The sequence below is a fragment of the Actinomyces sp. zg-332 genome (genome assembly GCF_011751945.2).
Classification (GTDB): Bacteria; Actinomycetota; Actinomycetes; order Actinomycetales; family Actinomycetaceae; genus ZJ293.
Genome location: NZ_CP064951.1, coordinates 305,428 through 322,617 on the forward strand (window position 1 = coordinate 305,428; position 17,190 = coordinate 322,617).

12 protein-coding genes are annotated in these 17,190 nt (G+C 34.8%); 7 read left to right on the forward strand and 5 right to left on the reverse strand.

The annotated features are described in order from the left end of the window. The first annotated feature begins 105 nt into the window (after positions 1-105). Both HCQ94_RS01180 and HCQ94_RS01185 read left to right on the forward strand, forming a co-directional pair. The gene (locus tag HCQ94_RS01180; protein ID WP_166982807.1) at positions 106-4,152 is read left to right on the forward strand and encodes a PDDEXK-like endonuclease domain-containing protein; all 4,047 of its coding nucleotides are present in this window, start codon (positions 106-108) and stop codon (positions 4,150-4,152) included. An 8-nt stretch (positions 4,153-4,160) separates the two neighbouring features. After that, on the forward strand, positions 4,161-4,529 hold the full coding sequence (locus HCQ94_RS01185) for a hypothetical protein (RefSeq protein ID WP_166982805.1): 369 nt from the start codon (positions 4,161-4,163) through the stop codon (positions 4,527-4,529). A gap of 354 nt (positions 4,530-4,883) precedes the next feature. Here the strand turns inward: HCQ94_RS01185 and HCQ94_RS01190 are convergent, their stop codons facing one another. Continuing rightward, complete coding sequence (locus HCQ94_RS01190; protein ID WP_166979072.1) at positions 4,884-5,474, reverse strand: 5-formyltetrahydrofolate cyclo-ligase; 591 nt, start codon at positions 5,472-5,474, stop codon at positions 4,884-4,886. Between the two features lie 90 nt (positions 5,475-5,564). Between HCQ94_RS01190 and HCQ94_RS01195 the strand changes: the two genes are divergently transcribed. The 4 genes from HCQ94_RS01195 to HCQ94_RS01210 all read left to right on the forward strand — a co-directional run bounded on the left by HCQ94_RS01195 (position 5,565) and on the right by HCQ94_RS01210 (position 9,641). Further along, positions 5,565-6,479, forward strand: a complete 915-nt coding sequence (locus HCQ94_RS01195; RefSeq protein ID WP_166979075.1) for a UTP--glucose-1-phosphate uridylyltransferase — start codon at positions 5,565-5,567, stop codon at positions 6,477-6,479. A gap of 4 nt (positions 6,480-6,483) precedes the next feature. Next, positions 6,484-7,695: a molybdopterin molybdotransferase MoeA gene (locus tag HCQ94_RS01200; protein WP_166979078.1), complete on the forward strand. Its 1,212-nt coding sequence runs from the start codon at positions 6,484-6,486 to the stop codon at positions 7,693-7,695. A gap of 74 nt (positions 7,696-7,769) precedes the next feature. Next, positions 7,770-8,483 carry a GNAT family N-acetyltransferase gene (locus HCQ94_RS01205; protein WP_166979081.1) on the forward strand — a complete coding sequence of 238 codons (714 nt, stop codon included), beginning with the start codon at positions 7,770-7,772 and terminating at the stop codon, positions 8,481-8,483. A 162-nt stretch (positions 8,484-8,645) separates the two neighbouring features. Continuing rightward, positions 8,646-9,641 (forward strand): hypothetical protein, encoded by a 996-nt coding sequence (locus tag HCQ94_RS01210; protein ID WP_166982803.1) that lies wholly within the window; start codon positions 8,646-8,648, stop codon positions 9,639-9,641. Positions 9,642-9,912: 271 nt separating this feature from the next. Here HCQ94_RS01210 and HCQ94_RS01215 read toward each other — a convergent pair whose 3' ends face one another. The 4 genes from HCQ94_RS01215 to gshAB form a co-directional block, all read right to left on the reverse strand. After that, on the reverse strand, positions 9,913-10,476 hold the full coding sequence (locus HCQ94_RS01215) for an LOG family protein (RefSeq protein ID WP_166982801.1): 564 nt from the start codon (positions 10,474-10,476) through the stop codon (positions 9,913-9,915). Positions 10,477-11,108: 632 nt separating this feature from the next. Further along, positions 11,109-11,687 (reverse strand): ABC transporter permease, encoded by a 579-nt coding sequence (locus HCQ94_RS01220; protein ID WP_198426296.1) that lies wholly within the window; start codon positions 11,685-11,687, stop codon positions 11,109-11,111. Positions 11,688-11,796: 109 nt separating this feature from the next. After that, the gene (locus HCQ94_RS01225; protein ID WP_198418157.1) at positions 11,797-12,633 is read right to left on the reverse strand and encodes an ABC transporter ATP-binding protein; all 837 of its coding nucleotides are present in this window, start codon (positions 12,631-12,633) and stop codon (positions 11,797-11,799) included. A 419-nt stretch (positions 12,634-13,052) separates the two neighbouring features. Beyond that, positions 13,053-15,362: a bifunctional glutamate--cysteine ligase GshA/glutathione synthetase GshB gene (gene gshAB, locus HCQ94_RS01230; RefSeq protein ID WP_166982797.1), complete on the reverse strand. Its 2,310-nt coding sequence runs from the start codon at positions 15,360-15,362 to the stop codon at positions 13,053-13,055. Between the two features lie 1,527 nt (positions 15,363-16,889). Here gshAB and HCQ94_RS01235 point away from each other — a divergent pair. Next, positions 16,890-17,054 (forward strand): hypothetical protein, encoded by a 165-nt coding sequence (locus tag HCQ94_RS01235; RefSeq protein WP_166982795.1) that lies wholly within the window; start codon positions 16,890-16,892, stop codon positions 17,052-17,054. The last annotated feature ends 136 nt before the right edge of the window (positions 17,055-17,190 follow it).

The following is a 17,190-nucleotide window of genomic DNA, read 5'->3' on the forward strand; positions in this document are numbered from 1 at the left end:
TTTAGTTTTAGGTTAAATAGTTTTAATCCATGTAATATTTTCTAATTATTTATATAATATAGTCTAGGATAATTTTAGCTTTTAGTAGAGAGTTGGCGAGAATAAGTGTCACCATTATTGTTTTCAAGAGGTAATTCACGCAAACGTGAAGAAAATAACGAAGTAGAAACAGTAGAGCCAGTTTTTTCTCCTGAACAGCTCCGTGCTGAAAATATTAGTGCTGCCCTTGACAATTGGATAAGCAAGATCGAAAAATCTAGTTTAGGCAACGCTCTATCAAATATATCTATACTAGGTGAAAACATTATCGACATTACAATGGCTCATCCATCTGGTATTGCACAACTCTATAGTGATAGACCTACACCTTTATCTAATATTATCCGTGAACATGATATGTTGGCTCGCACTCGCGTAAAAGCTCGTTTAGTACATAGTGAAGCTGACACGATTTCCCAAAAACATGGTGTATGCCCAACTTACTTAGCAATAGGTTTAGGGCGTTGGGTAGATAAAGCTGAAGAAGGTAAAGTAGTTAATAGATATGCACCTGTGTTATTGCGTCAAATTTCGTTAAACACTGGTAGTGGCGATGATATAGTATTTTCTTTAGAGGATTCTTTGGAAATAAATCCAGTACTACTTGAATCGTTTAGAAAAGCAGGGGTGGTATTTGACCCTACAGAAATAATACGGTTAGCTTCTGTGAACCAAGGTTTTTCTCCTAAAAATGCACTAGATAGAATATCTCAAATAGCTAAAGAAACATTCGATTATTTCGTTTTAGAAGATAAATTACTCGTAGCTTCTTTCACATCACCATCGCAAATACTTATAGATGATTTAAACGAACTGAGATCTAAAGCCATATCATCAACTTTAGTTGGAGCTTTAGCTGGAAATGAAAGTGATATACAAGAGCTATCCAAACCTCTTTTAGATCCTAACCCACTTGACCGTAAACCAAACTTAGAACGTGGCATTGGAGACCTTGATCCAGTGCACCAAGATGTATTGGACAACGTTTCTAGAGGAACTTCAATGGTTGTTGACTGTCCGCCTGGTAGTGACAAACTAAGCATGATTGTTTCTTTAATGGTTGACTCAGCATTACAAGGACGTACAGTCTTATATGTGCCAGGAACCTCGCGTATCGGTAAAGAAGTCGTCGAAGAGTTCAAAAAACACGAATTAGACGAGTTTGTGATGAATGCTGTTAGTGTTAATAAGTGGCGTAATAATATTGCTGACGGTTTGAAATATGCTCTATCACGTCAAGAAAAAAGCTACGATAAAGCAGCTGTAAATGGTGTACGTTTAAGGCTAGAACAAGCTAGATCGCAACTGGGAGAATACACTGCTCGTCTACACAAAATTCGTAAACCATGGAATGTGTCTGCTTGGGAAGCTCTGCAAGCATTAACTGATTTAACATCAGCTAACCCAGGACCTCGCACTTGTGTTCGTTTTACACCAGAAGTTTTGTCTCATTTGAGTGAAGATAGTTGCAAGTCAGCACGACAAATACTAGCTAAAGCTTGTGATTTACAGATATTCTCACAACGCAAAGTAGATAATGCTTGGTATGGGGCTGTGCTAACTAATGATAACGCTGTTGAAGGTCTACTTGAATGCGTTGCTCGTCTATGTGAGGAGACTTTGCCTACTATCCAGCGTCATATTGCTATGGTTGCTGCTGATACGGGGTTAACGCCTGCTGACTCATTTGAAGCATGGGAACATCAACTTGAACTACTTCAAGGTGTTGCTTCTTGTCTTGAAATTTTCCAGCCTCAAATATTTGAAAATAGTGCTGCTGATATGGTTATTGCTACTTCTTCTAAGCAATGGCGTAAGGAACACTGCATAAATATGAAACTAGGAGCTCGTCGTGCTTTGGTACGTCAAGCTAAAAGTTTAGTTCGTTCAGGTGTGAATGTGGTTGACTTAAATGCTGAGCTGATTCGTGTTCAAGAAAAACGTGAAATTTGGAAGAAATATGCTTCAAATGACACCAGCTATCCTCGACTACCAGTTGGGTTAGATAAAATCCAAGAAGTATTATCTAACGCACGAGCAGATATGAATAAGCTAATTTCAGTTCTAGGCTCAGCCCATCATGATATCGAAATTATGCCTTTAAATGAACTTATATCTTTGCTAAATGACTTAAAGTCAGATCGCACAAATGCTTTCTTACTACCTGCTCGTGTACGTGTGTTGAAAGAGTTACATGACAATGGGTTGGACGAATTAGTAGAGGATTTACGTGCAAGAAATGTTAGTAATGACATTGTTGCCAGTGAACTAGAACTTGCTTGGTGGGCTTCTGTACTTGGAGCTATTTTGTTAGAAGATCCACAGCTAGCAGGTTACGATGGTCAATCTTTACAGACTTTGGCTTATCAACTTCGACAGCTAGATAAAGCGCAAGTTAACTCACTTACTATACATGCTCGAACAGAGCTAAATAACCGTTCATGTGTATTTGTAAAAGACCGTCAAAACGAAGCTATACAGTTATTTGAAGCTTTAGATTTATCTGCTGGTTTGCAAACTGTTCGTGAATTGTTATCAGCTTTTCCAATTACCAGAGTTTTGCAGCCAATGATTGTAAGCCCTCCTATGATTGTTCCACAAATAATGGGAGCGGATTACAACTTAGATTTATTAGTCTTAGACAGTACTAATTTTATGTCTATGGCTGAGCTTATTCCATTGATAGCTAGGGCAAAACAAGTTGTTATAGTCACAGACACTAAGACAAGTTCTGACTGCGAAATTGCTGACTTGATTTCCTTATTGCCAAGTATTGTTTTGCCAAGTTCTCAAGGTAAATACAACGAGGACTTATTAGCCTTTATGTCTAAGTACGGCTACGGGGATAAAATTCAGGCTGTACCTTTGCCACGTCCATCAAGCAATGTATCTTTACACATGGTTGATGCTGTAGGTATTCCTTCTTCTGGTAAAGGGGCTGTTGAAAGCTCATCACAAGAAGTAAATAGAGTAGTTGATTTAGTTATTGATCATGCTTTAGCTTATCCTGAAAAGTCTTTGGCAGTTGTTGCGCTGAACGAATCTCATGCAAATCGTATTCGTGAGAGTGTACGAGCAGTAGCTAAGGAAAATAGGGCAGTTGAAGCTTTCTTTGCTGAAGAAAAAGAAGAAGCTTTTGTCGTAACTGATATATCTTTGACTTCTGGTCTGCACCGAGACATCGTGATTTTAGCAGTTGGATATACTAAGACTCCTAACGGTAAGCTACTTCACGAATTTGGAGTTATTTCTCAGCAAGGTGGACAGGTTCACTTGGTCTCAGCACTTGAATGCGCTATCGAAAGAGTGATAGTTGTTTCTAGTGTTACACCTGAAGAAATACTTTCAGGGTATGTTTCATCTGATGGTGGAACTATGCTTGCTGATGTTATAGCTTGGGCTGGAAATAGCGAAGAGTTCAAGAAAATGTCTGATGAAGAGGCTGAGTTATCTCAAAAGCCTGATAGGTTACTTGTAGATTTGGCTGATAGATTGTGGCGTTTAGGACTTCGTGTAGAGGCGAACTTAGGCGGTAATTCTAGATTTAGGATTCCTCTAGCTATTGGACATCCTCAGTTACCAGATGAATACTTGGTTGCTTTGCTAACTGATGATAGTCGTTACGTGATGGAATCTAGTATGCGTAGACGTGAGCGTCACTGGGTTGAGCGTTTACAAAATCGTGGTTGGAAAGTTAGTACTGTATTCTCCACAGCTGTATTTATGGATCCACAGGGACAAGCTGAGGAAATTTTAGAAATAGTTTTAGCTGCTCTAAAGACGCGTATAAGTGAAATAGAAAAGGCAAAAGCTAAGGTGCTGAATGCTAATAAAGCTATTTCGATTCCAGTTGAAGAGGTGCCTGCAGTTTCTACAGCTTCAATTGAAATAAACTTGAAGCGTGGACCGCGTCCACCAATTGCGCAGGGATTGCCTTTGGCTGCTTATGGAGACGATCAGCTTGATGATTTGTTGGCTTGGATTTTGTCAGATGGAGTTGAATACACGGAAGATGAAGTAGTTGAACAGTTGCGTAAAGCTTTAGCTTTGACTCGCAAGGGTGCTCAAGTTGATGCCGTACTGAGGCATGTTGTAAAACGTGGTATGAAGTAGGAATTACGTTGAATAAGGCAAGAAAACACAAGAGAGTAATAGCTTTATCTAAAGTTGATCTTGCCTTAAAAGAATCTGTGAATAAAACTGAAGCTGATATTGTTGCGTGTAATTTATCGTCTGATACTAGTTTACGTAACTCTGTTTTAAAAGAAAAAACTTTGGAAATAGGGAAATCTGAATTAAGGTTTGGTAAAAATACTTCTGGAAAAGTAAAAAATGATACTTCTAAAGTATGTGCTGATAATAAAATTATGAAAAGTAAAACTATCACGCATAGAAAAAGTGATAAAAATACTACTAAACCTAATAGGCAACTTAGTGAAAATGAAAAATTTATATTAGAACAATGTCCACCTCATTTCGGTAAGATTTAATCCATTTTGATATGTGTCTTTAACTGTTTTTAAAAATGTGTATATAAAGTATTAATTGTTTATAAAGAATAAATAGTTGTGGATGTAGAATAAATAAAATATATAATGTAAAAAATATATAGAGATTTTATAACAAAAACACCACGGCGAGTCTCGTGTGCTAAAAAGACATAGATAAACTACTTAAATTAGTAGAATACCTCCAAATTTTAAAATAGAATGTGTAAATTTTAAAAGTAATTTGTATATAAGATTTTCGCTAAAATACGATATAAAAATATTGCAAAAAAGGTAGCGCAAACGCCAGATACGTTTAACGTATATATAGATATTTAGTTTAATGATGCTGTGTTCTTAGAACCACTTAGTTTTCTTTAAAGAAATACCATCGTATATGTGTGTCATTTTTATGTCGTGACTTTCTTGAGGAATTATGCCTTGTTCAGGTACTTCCCAATCATATACGGTTGCTATAAGTGATATATTTTCCTGAGCATATAACAAAGCCTGATCGTACCAGCCTCCACCTTGGCCCAGACGTACTCCCTTGTTATCGCAGGCTAAAGCAGGAACTATAATTGCTTGGGCTTCTTCAATTGCCTCAGCGTCTAATATTTCAGTGTCACATACGGAAGGAACTTTGCCTGGACCGTTGCTTAGTAAAGCAGCTCCAGCTGTGTATTCACTCCATTTTGGATACTTACCATTAGAAATTGAAGGTACAATTATTTTTACGCCTTTATTAGATAAGAAATCTAGCAGTTGTACTGTAGGAGGTTCTATCCCGTATGATAAATAAGCTCCTACACACTTAAAATTTTTCAATTGTGTGCCAAGACTTTTTATCATTGAACTACCATAAGAATAAGCTACATGTTGGGCATATTTTGCCCTTTTACTCTTATAATGTTGGCGTAGTTCAGCCTTAGTTTGTTGTACTGACATACACGTCTCCTTGATATTTTAAACAATATTTTAGCAAAATATAGTAATAAATGTTCGTATTATGTTATTTCCTACATTAACCTTAAGGGTATGAATAGTAAGATTTCGAAAATTAAGCATGCAGTTATTCCAGCTGCTGGGCGTGGAACTAGGTTTTTACCAGCCACTAAAGTAATGCCTAAAGAGATGTTGCCTATAGTTGATAAACCAGGCATTCAGTACGTTATTGAAGAAGCATCTAGTTGTGGTATCAAAGACTTATTACTGATAACGCGCTATGGAAAAAACTCTATTGAAGACCATTTTGACTCAATTTCTGATTTAGAAGACGCTTTACAAGCTAAAGGTGATTTTGCAACTCTGGAGAAAATAACTAATACTGCTGCTGGTATTAAAGTTGCATCTGTTAGACAGGGTAGGCCACTTGGATTAGGACACGCTGTTTTGCAAGCGGCAGGACACATTGGAGATAATCCTTTTGCTGTAATGTTGCCAGACGATCTTATGCACCCAGAAGATCCTGTATTAGAGCTGATGACACGTGTACATGAACGCCTTGGGGGAAGCGTTGTAGCATTGCTTGAAGTTACTCCGCAAGAAGCTACTGCTTATGGAAATGCTGATGTTGAAATAATAGATTTTAGTGAAGATTCACTTAAAGATCGTGTATTTGAAATTTCAGACTTAGTTGAAAAACCATCTATATCTGAAGTCCGTTCAAAATATGCTGTGGTAGGACGCTACATTTTAGATCCTTCGGTTTTCAAAATTCTAGAAACTTTGCCTCCTGGCTGTGGTGGAGAAATTCAACTCACAGATGCCTTGAGTGTTATGGCCTCTAGACCGAAAGAAGAAGGTGGCGGTTTATATGGTGTAGTAATACGCGGTCGTCGTTTTGATACTGGAACACCATATGGTTACTTGCAAACTATTGTTTCTTTGGCAGTTGAGAATGAAAACTTTGGTGAATCTTTTAATGCATGGCTGAAAGATTTTGTGAGGTGATTTTGTGAAGTCTGTTGCTGAACATTTAGTTAATTGTTTAGATGCTGTTGGCCCACAGCCTGCTTTGGAGGTCTTACTTCCTGATGCTGCTGGCTGTATTCTAGCTGAAGACGTTAATGCTCCTTTTGACCTTCCTGTAGCTGACCTAGCCTCTTGTGATGGTTACGCTGTTATGAGTGCAGATTTGGTTGATGCGTCTTCAACTAGTCCTGTATTTTTAGAAGTGTTAGATGATGTGAATGCGGGAGATTTAGATCCAACTCGTATCGTTCAAGGTTCTAGCGTACATATTGCTTCTGGAGCCCCAATTCCAAGTGGCGCTGACGCTGTTGTTCCTATAGAGTTTACAGATCATGGACAAGCACGTGTAAGTGTTCGCACAACTGTAAAATCTGGGGATAATGTACGTCGTAGAGCAAGAGATGTTCAGGCAGGACAGATTCTTTTGAGCAAAGGTACTCGCCTAGGAGCACGACAAGTAGCATTACTAGCTGGTGTTGGACGTCACCGTGTTCAAGTACATCCCAGACCACGTGTTGTCGTAGTTTCTATTGGTGATGAGCTCGTTGAACCAGGACACATTAGTCAGCCAGGCAAAGTGTTTGATGCTAATGGTCATGCGCTTTCATGTGCTGTTTCAGATGCGGGGGCTGCAACTTTCCGTGTTGCTGCTGTTCCTGATGAGCGTGTCGCTTTGAGAAACGCGTTAGAAGACCAATTAGTTAGAGCTGACCTAATTATAACTACTGGTGGTCTTTCTTATGCTGCTGGTGATACTGTGAAGGAAGTTCTGGCTCCTTTAGGTAGTGTTCGTTTTGATAACGTTGCTATTGCTCCAGGTAGGCAGTTAGGTGTCGGACATTTAGAAGATGATACTCCAATTTTCTGTTTACCAGGTGATCCTGTAAGTGCGCAAGTTGCTTTTGAAGTGTTTGTGCGTCCGTCTTTGCGCAAAATGCAGGGCTGGGGTGACCTTTACCGAGCGAGCGTTGAGGCAAAAGTTACTTCAGGCTGGACTTCGCCTATTGGCAGACGTGAATTTATGCGTGTTAATTTGAGCGGTAATCCATCTGAAGGTTACATTGCAGAAGTTCAAGGTGAGCCTGATGAGTTGTTACTATCGACTATGGCTAGTTCAAATGCCTTAGCAGTTGTGCCGGAAAATGTTACAACTATAAATCCAGGTGACAAACTTGTATGCATGCTTTTGGATTAATGTGAGTATCTGAATATATATTTTGTATCTCCTCCTATGAGTTTATATAATTAATGTAAGCTCAAGGAGGAGTTATGTTTTTATCACGCTTGCGTTTTAAACGTTATTTAGATTCTTTTCCTGAACTGGTAGAAAATAACGTCGGGTTGCGTAATCTTGTGAAAAGTAGTCCGTTGGATGAAAATGAGTGCCCTGATGAACTATCAGTGTCTTTGATGTCATATAAGGATTTTATTGACATTTTCGCCTTGAATAAGAAAAATAAAGCTTGGCTGGATCAGTGGACTGTATGCCAACCTAAAGGATACATTTACTCCACGAATGATATTTTTAGCTTGTCTAATATTTTTTCTAATACAATTGATATTTATTTAAATCAAGTGCTTCAAGATAAAGGATACTTTTTTAAGATATCTTTAGATGGTAAGTTATGTGGATTTATATGCTTGAACGATGTTACTAGGGGAGCTTTGTGTTCTGCTAAAGTTGGGTATTGGATTGCTTACGAGTTTGCTGGGCGCAATATTATGCCAGTTGCATTAGCAATGTTGACTGATTTTTGTTTTGAGTATTTGCTTTTACATAGGGTGGAAGTAAATATATGTTGTGACAATTTGCCTAGTTTGAGGGTAGTGGAAAAACTTGGTTTTAATAGTGAAGGTAAGAGAAGTAAGTATATCTTTGTAAATGGCAAATGGGCTGATCATTATTCATATGCGCTAACCGTTGAAGATGTTTGTTGCGGAGGTGTTTTAGCTAGATATGAGAATAGTTGTTCTTGTTTTTAGCTTTGCTTGTAGATTGCTTGAAGTAATATAACCTTCTAAGGAATATTTATTTTTTCAGATATTTTACTATACTTATAAAATTTGTAATTACATTCTTGTAATTTTATGCAACGCACCGTGTGAAATGATTGACTTTTTCCTACTATATTCTAGTTTTATAGTGTGGGAAATGTTGTTATACCTTTAGTGATTGTAATTGTGTTGGGTGTTGCATATATTATTCCTCGCAAAGCAGTTAAAAATGATAAGATTGCTAATTCCCGTATAGAAGATCGTTTTTCTTCGGGAATTAAAGTATTGGATACTAGTGCGAGATATGCTTCACCGATTGCTCAATGCTCATCTACACGCATTCACCCTCAAAACGACAGTAGTAGTTACTTGAGAAATACTAAGAAAACTGGATCCACCATGAAAAAAGTCTCTTCTCTGCGAATTAAGAATGCGAATGATATTCGTGTTATAGCTAGTTTAAAAGCAGATCATGCTGCTAAAAATTCTAAACGTGCGATTAAAGTGCGTGTTTTGACGGCAGCTATAGTACTAAGTATCTTGACTGCTTTTATTGTTTTAGGTGCTTATTTAGCTTCAGTTGTTTCTATATATTGGGTGTTGACTTCTTTTGTTACTACTATGGTAATCGGTGGATATACGCGTGTTATAGTTGCTAAAGATAAGCATGAAGCACTGGTAGAGAAGAAAAAAATTATCGCTTTGCAGAAAAAAGTTGCTATTTCAAAACAAAGCTCTGTTAAAGCTAAAACTAAGCTATCAGAGTCAGCTAAAACTAAATCATACAATGCTCAGCAAACTTATAGGAAACAAGATTCTGATGTAAGTATAAATACTGGTCTTGCAATATCTGAGGTTGATAACTTTCAAGATAGTAGTGTTGCTAACGCTACAGAAAACGACATTCAAGAAGTCGCTTCTAAATGGACAGCAACTCGTATCCCTACACCTTTATATGCCAGAACTGAGACACATAAAGTTTCTGTTGCTGTACATGAGGATATAGTTACTGGAGATGAGAAAACTCAAACTTATCGTCCAACAAAAGCTTCACCGATTGATAATGCTGTATCCACTGATGAACTAGTTGAAAAGCAAGTACGTTTCAACTTAGAAGACGTTCTTCGTTCTCGTACAGCAGGTTAATTTTTATATAAGTAAGACTCGTGGAAAATATTTATTTTTGTCCTACGAGTCTTATTGTTTTTAATATCATTAATATAGTTACCTCTTTTTAAATACTACTGAGTTATAAAAAGTGCTATTTTATTTTAGTCTTTGAATTTTTAAATATTTAACTCTTTATTTACTTTATGTATTTTGTTACTCGTATTTAATAAAAGGTGAGCTAGTAGTGAAATTCATAGTAAAAATTACTATCCTTTTGAAAAGATAAACTAGCTTTAGTGTTTTATTTTTACATTGGCTTAGTTATTCCGGGAGGAGTATAGTTATCAATGAAAGTTTCTATTTCTTCTAAGGAATCTGAGAATAATATTTTTTCAAACTCATCTTGAAATAGGAAACCAGCTTCAACCATTTCTTTATACACATTTTGCATTGATGTATAAAAGTTATCTATGTTATAGAAAATACATGGGTTATCATTTTTACCTATACGTGACCAAGAAACAACATCAGTAATTTCTTCTAGAGTTCCAGCACCCCCAGGCAAAGCTATAAATACATCGCCCAAATTGAACATTATATCTTTACGCTCAGCCATTGTTTCCACAGTAATTAGCTCAGAAATACCATCGTGACCAAGTTCTCTATCTTTCAAAAAAGTAGGAATAACACCTATTACTTTTCCTCCGTTTTCAAGCACTGCGTCAGCAATAGTTCCCATGAGCCCAGTGCTACCACCACCATAAACAAGAGTGTGGTTATTTTCGGCAATCCATTTACCTAAAGTTATTGCACTTTGCTTATGAAGAGGATTTACGCCAGAGTTTGCTCCACAATATACTGTTATATTCATATTTAGTGCTGACCTCCACTTTTGTATTATTTAGAATATTCCATTATAGATATAAAACTATTATTATTGAAACTTTTGATTTTGCTTTGTTAAAAGCAGTGGCTGAATCTGTAGTTTTACAGGCTTATTTCCCTTACTTGTAACTCTAAGTATTTGTATATACAAACTTTGCTATAAGAGTATACTTAAATGAGTGGTTAGTAACATGTGTTTAAGGAGTCTTAGAAAATGTTTGGCGATTAATGGCTTTTCTCCAAGAACATTTTCACTTTCTTTTTATTGGTATTAGCATATTCACTATTATTGCTTGTATTTTTGACTGGAAATGGATGACGAGAATTGTATCGCCTGCAAAACTAAGCGGTATAAGGGCTTTTATTGAAGAACTTCATGGGGTAGAAGCAAGATATAAGTTTGAAAGATTCATTATTTTTGTTTGCGGGATTCTACTTTTATTTATAGGTGTCCTTTATTGGTTTTATAGCTAATATGTTTATCGAGTACGGCTTAAATAAAAGAGATGAAACATAAAATAAGAGATAAATCTAAACTTTAGAATTATAGCGTTTAATAAAACCTACTACTTACTTAATACGTTGCGGGTTGAAGTAAGTAGTAGGCAATTTTACTAGTTACTTTATTTTCTTTGATGTTTTAATAGTGAAAGATGTTAGAGCGAATAAAATGATTATCCAAATTAATAAAATTACAAAACTAGTGTTACTAAAGTTAAACTTTCCATTAGTTAATTCGTTGAACGCACCGAGGAATGTGTATTGTATAAAAGTACCTATAGACTTATTTAACTGAGAAAACATAGGTCCTAAAGCAATTATAAACATTATTGGTAGAGAGTTTACTTGTGCTTTGGATTGAGTATCTGATATGCCAGCTATACACAAATAAATTAATATTGTAGCTAAACAAGTTAGTAAGACTACTGTAGTGTATTGTATATACATTCCAGATAAATCTACATCAGCTGTAAGTGGGAAAGCTATAGTTACTAAAATTGCGAAAAATATTGGATAAGCAATCGTTGATATTATATACTCGCTAGTTTTTACACCACTTAACATTAAAGTTTTAAGATTTTTCTTTTCTTTTTCTTCAGCAATTATTATAGAAATAGTAAGCCCAACAGACATAGCTATCGCCATAGACAAGCATAAAAACATTATGTATCTATTTGCCATACCTTCAGGTTTCATAACGAATTTATACATAATTAGCATGGCATAGGGAAGTATGACTTGTATTAGTATATTTACGTTACTTTTTAAGATTTGAGTTCTAAGCCATAACAAGGCAGTTATTCTTCTATACATCTAATTTCGCACCTGTCAATTCTATAAAAATATCTTCTAAAGTAGGTTCGCATGAATGAATTGAGAAAATATCTCTTGTGTCTAATGTTTTAAAGTCATCAAATGAGATAGTTTTCTCTGAAAAATCGTTGTAAGTAACTGTAAGAGTTTTTGAGTTATTATACTTTTGTATTATAGAACGAGGGTTTCCATACTCGATTAAACTTCCCTTATTTAGTAAAGCTAAATTGTCACACAATAATGTTGCTTCATGCATATCGTGTGTTGTTAGGAAAATTGTTGTTCCTTTAGCTTTTAGTTCCAGTAGTAACTCATGTATAGCTTTTGAAGTGGTTGGATCTAAACCACTTGTAGGTTCATCTAAAAACAAGATTTTAGGGGTGTTTATTAAGGCACGAGCAAGAAACATGCGTTGACGCATACCTGTTGATAACTTTTCTGCTATTACATTTTTACTTTCATCTAAGCGAACTTCTTTCAATATTTGTTCTACATGTGAGTTTGGAACTCCATAAAGTTTTCCGTAAATTAGCAAGTTTTTATACAGTGATATTTTTTCATAATAGCCCGATTGGTCGCTGACTATACCTATTTTTTCTAGGTCTACAGGAGAAAGTTTTGATGTATCTTTCCCCATGATTTCAGCACTACCTTTTTCATGAGAAAGCTGTCCTGTCAAAATATTTATCATTGTAGTTTTACCAGCACCAGAAGGACCTAAGAAACCAAAAATTTCACCTTCTTTGATTTCAAAACTAACTTTATTTAAAGCTATTTTATTTTCAAACGACTTTGAAATACCATTAGTTTTAATCATTATTTCATTCATAAAGTACCTATAATGTGTTAAGTAGAATGAGTATGTAGTCATACTTATTATGTTGATTGTGATTTTCTATAATAATACAAATTCGTAAAAACATATTCAAGTTGGCCACAGTTTGTACACGTATACATCCTATGTTTAGAAAATATTAATATAGTGTATTTTAGCTTGCCCTGTTTTTTGAAGAGGAGATGGCTTTTAAGAAAAGAATGCAAAGTTGTTTGGAGACAGTAATTATTTATTCATACTTACTTTAAATTGAGATATTTTTATTATTTGTGTCTAGTTTTTAAATGTAAGACAGCCTTTGTTGTTAATAGGTAACAAGAGCGTATTATAAAAGAAGAAACTATACACGTAGCAATATGGATAAATAGTTACGTATATAGTTTCTATATAAAATGTATTAGTTTGAAAAACTGTTAGTGTATATAATCCCAGTCTTTTTCTGGATATAAGAACTCTAATATGTGTGTTGTAAGTCTCCTTGATTTTCCTTGATAAGGGAATATATGCATCATCATCATTGGATTGTAGTTTGCCTCAACAACGCCATAAGAATTTTCATGATTTAAAGGTTTGTTAATATCTGGGATAATAAGATCTACTCCGCATATTTTTGCCTGTAAAGCATTAGCTATTTTTGCTGCTACGTTTTTGTAGCTTTCGTGGGCTTTATCTGTGAAATCAATAGAATCACCACCAGTACTTATATTTGAATTAGCGCGTAAAAATATCTTTTCGCCTTTGTCTGGGATTGTGTTTTCGTCATATCCTTGAGTTTTTAAGTGTAATTTTTCAAGTTCACCTAAAGCTATTTTCTTTAGCGGCGAAGAAAGTCCATCTCCTCGTAAAGAATCTTCGTTTTTTATGTTCACTAATTCTTTTATTGTGTTTATTCCATTACCTGTTATATTGGCGGGAACTCTGGACAAAACAGCTTTGGTATCGTTACCTAATACAAAGAAACGGTATTCTTCACCCACTAAGTAATCTTCTATCATGATTTCTTTATCTTCTTTTAAAGCAATTTCAACAGCTTTTATAAAATCAGTTTCTGAATAAGTTGGGTTAGAAAAAATTGTTATACCTAATCCGAAGTTAGTACTTTTAGGTTTTATTACAACTGCTTTATTTTTTACCTGTCGATATATATTTTTAGCCTCTTGTAGATTTGAGCATTGCACACTCTTTGGAACGTTAAAACCTTGTTCTTCTAAAACTATTTTTGTCACAACTTTATTGTCCATTATTAGAGGTGAAATATAGGTATCTTTACTTGTCATATTGCCGTTTTTGACGTACTCAACATGATCTTTGTAAGTTAGTTTAACGAACTGGTCGCTTTCGTCTAAAATTTCTACCTCTATGCCGTGTTGTATAGCATCACTTATCAAAGCTTGGGTTGATAACTCCATGTGCGAAAAAGCTGTTAGTTGGTAAGGTTTTTCTAAAGCTGCTTCTTTTTGCTCTTTAGTGATTTTTGCTGTGAACTTTTGGAACTCTTCCCAAGAATTACAATGTTTGTAGATTTGTCCAGCTAGTGTGAGTTCTGGTGAATGCAGAGCTAACTGCTTTTCTTTTATTATCTCAATATCTTCTTCTGGCAATCCTAAGATTTTTGACATTTCTAGCATTTGAGTGAATAGCCATTTGCCCTCATCTAGATACTCAGTTTGTTGGAGAGGATGAGAAAGCGCTACTAGTTCATTTTTAGCTTTACCTACTTCTGCAGATTCATTCGGGTTAGTTTCATCAAGCCATGACATCAACATTGTAAAAAGGTGAATGAAACGAATGTCCGAAAGTGCTATTCCTGTAGGAGAAAAAGGATTGATATCAAAAATGCGTAGTTCCAGATATTGTATGCCCTTTTCTAAGAATTCACGAGCATTTGATGAGCCTTTCAACCTAACAGCAGAATAGAATTCTTTTTCCTCAATTAAATCTTTGTTAGCAACATAGTTTTCTATGTTAGCAACGTACTCTTCTAAGGAATTGAAAGAAATTTGTATTTTGCCTTCGTTGACATAGCCGTATTTACTCACTCTGAGACTACGGACTGGAAGAGTAGGTTTTTCATCTATTTTACAAACCTCATACTTGTTTATGTAGTCAAAGTATTTTTCGTCTATGTAAGGTGTGCAACCATATAGGTAGACTAGCAACCATTGATATCGTAGGAATTGACGAGCAACTTTCATGTATAAATCATTTTTGGTTTCAGTCAAGCTAGTATCAGAACTTTCAGCTATTTTTAGTAAAAAACTATCAGTGAAACTAAAGTTATAATGTATTCCAGATAGTAACTGTTTGTGTTTACCATATTTCTCAGAGAGATACTGTCTGTACTGTTTTTGTTTTTTGTCCTTCAACTGTACTATTTTTATTGATTCCTCTTTTGGTAACTCAGGTGGAATACTGATTGGCCAGATATATTCTTCTGAGTCTAAAGCACGTAAAGTTACTTCATTTATTGTTTGTAATATTCGATATAATTCTTTTTCAGTTTTGACAGCAGGAGTTATTAACTCAAGTTGAGATTCAGCGAAATCTGTTTGTATATATGGATGATAGGAACGATCCCCAAGATTATTAGGGTGTGTACTTGTTGCTAAAAGTGGTTTTTCAGCATCTAAAATAACTCTGTGCCCTTCTTTTTCTAAACCTAGATTTGCTTGGGAAAAGAGTTGTTCAAGACAGTCTTCTGTTATTATATCTCTTATGTTCATCAGTTACATTTCCTACTTATAGCATTTGAATAATTACTAGCAAGTTTATAAGCATTTTGTTAGTAATATCCTATATATTTTAGATGGAATACTATTTTTACGTAAATGGTTTAACAGTTTATTTATTGAAAAATTCCATTTTTCTTTCTAGTTTGTGTGCTTATTTTTTTTGTTTGTTTTGGTTTTATTATTAATGTGTTTGTTTTTACTGGGTGTAGCTATTGTTTGTATGTGTGTTTTGAGTGTTGTAATTATTATGCAGTTAGTAATGTTTGTGTTTTGTAGGTGCTGTATGTATTAGGTAGTCGGCAATACTGTGTTTTACGTATGTTCTTATTTGTAGTATATGTTTTTTATATTTGGAATAGTAGGAACATAATTTAAGTAGAGGCGGTTATAACTACCAAAATATGTGTGGTAGTGTGTTTTTTGAGTAATTTTATTTAGAGCTTTGTTTTTTGTGTTTACTACTAGCCAGGGTACGGCTATAAGTATTTTTATAAACTTTTGATTACTGTCGTATTTTGTGCTTTTGACAGGTAAGTTTTACTACTTAGTTTAGTTTGTTTTTAGCCCTATTCATATTTTTGAGGTGTGCTTAGTGAAATCTAAAACTTTATATGTAGCTGTGTTATTAGTGATGAGTAGCTAGTTTGTTATTAGTATTTCTCTATTTATTATATGAGTTCTAGTTGTGAAGTATTTTACAAACGCTTGTGTGGTATGAGAAGAAAAAGTATTTATTTGAGCAAAGTGGGGGAAGGTTTTTATCTTAGGGAAGACATGTGTATTGAGTGCAATGTATGTAGTGGTTTTTATAGATGAATAAAATGAGTGATTATTTGCGTGGTTGGGAAGATGTAAGTCAGAAGTAGGTTTTTTGGTAGTTGCGTTTGTTTTGCTTTCGGTAAGTGGTTTGTGAGCTTTTGTATTTATTACTTATCTTTTTGATTGGATGTTTATTTTTTGATGAATCAAAGGTATATTATTCGTGAAATGAATCGTGTAGTGTTTACTTTGTAATTATTTTAGGTGTTTTAGTTAGTGGCGTATTAGATAGCTTTTATATTTGAAGATAAACTTTTTTACTTTGGACTTATTATTGTTTTATTTTGCCTTATTTAGCATTTCTATGTTGGTGTGTTAGTGAAGATTTTGGGTGTATGGACTTTATTTATTTTTAATTATTAATAAATGGCAAAGATAAGGTAAAAGATAATAGAATAGATATTATTTATTTATAAAACTGATACATAATATTTCTCCTTTTGAATTGACTTTTTGAACAAGGTGAACAATATTTAAAGTGTGATTTAGGTCACACAACTTTAATGGTTGTATAAAAGAGTTTGGACAAGTTTTAACACAATGATGTGAGTGAAACAATATAAGAAAGGAATCACTATGAAAAACTCACGTTATTCTAAAATAGTAGGAACTATAACGGCACTTTCGCTAAGTTAGTTATTTATTATTGCTCCAGTAGGAGTTGCTAATGCAAATATACATGGTAAAACACCGGTAGTTATGAGTGGAAGCAATGAAAAATTTAATTCCAACGTTACTAATCCAATAGAAAACCGCTTAGCTAATAAATTTGAAGAAGGATTTGAAATTTTATTTACAAAGGTTATTGAAAAAGGCGATGATGGATTATATAAAGTTAGACAAACCTATAAAGGAGATTTATAGGGACTGCCTGTATCTAAAGCAGAAGGTACAGCTAAGGGGTTCAATATTCTTATAGTATCGCATGAAAAACGTGGTGTTATAGGCTATGTAACGTGTGTCCTATAGGGGATTATTCCAGGGCTGATTTGGTAGATAT

Bases quoted from the DNA above. Each gene is read 5' to 3' on its own strand.
- HCQ94_RS01190 (WP_166979072.1), bottom strand. From the start codon at position 5,474: ATGTCAGTACAACAAACTAAGGCTGAACTACGCCAACATTATAAGAGT.
- HCQ94_RS01195 (WP_166979075.1), top strand. From the start codon at position 5,565: ATGAATAGTAAGATTTCGAAAATTAAGCATGCAGTTATTCCAGCTGCT.
- HCQ94_RS01205 (WP_166979081.1), top strand. From the start codon at position 7,770: ATGTTTTTATCACGCTTGCGTTTTAAACGTTATTTAGATTCTTTTCCT.
- HCQ94_RS01215 (WP_166982801.1), bottom strand. From the start codon at position 10,476: ATGAATATAACAGTATATTGTGGAGCAAACTCTGGCGTAAATCCTCTT.
- HCQ94_RS01220 (WP_198426296.1), bottom strand. From the start codon at position 11,687: ATGAAACCTGAAGGTATGGCAAATAGATACATAATGTTTTTATGCTTG.
- HCQ94_RS01225 (WP_198418157.1), bottom strand. From the start codon at position 12,633: ATGAATGAAATAATGATTAAAACTAATGGTATTTCAAAGTCGTTTGAA.
- gshAB (WP_166982797.1), bottom strand. From the start codon at position 15,362: ATGAACATAAGAGATATAATAACAGAAGACTGTCTTGAACAACTCTTT.
- HCQ94_RS01235 (WP_166982795.1), top strand. From the start codon at position 16,890: ATGAGTGGAAGCAATGAAAAATTTAATTCCAACGTTACTAATCCAATA.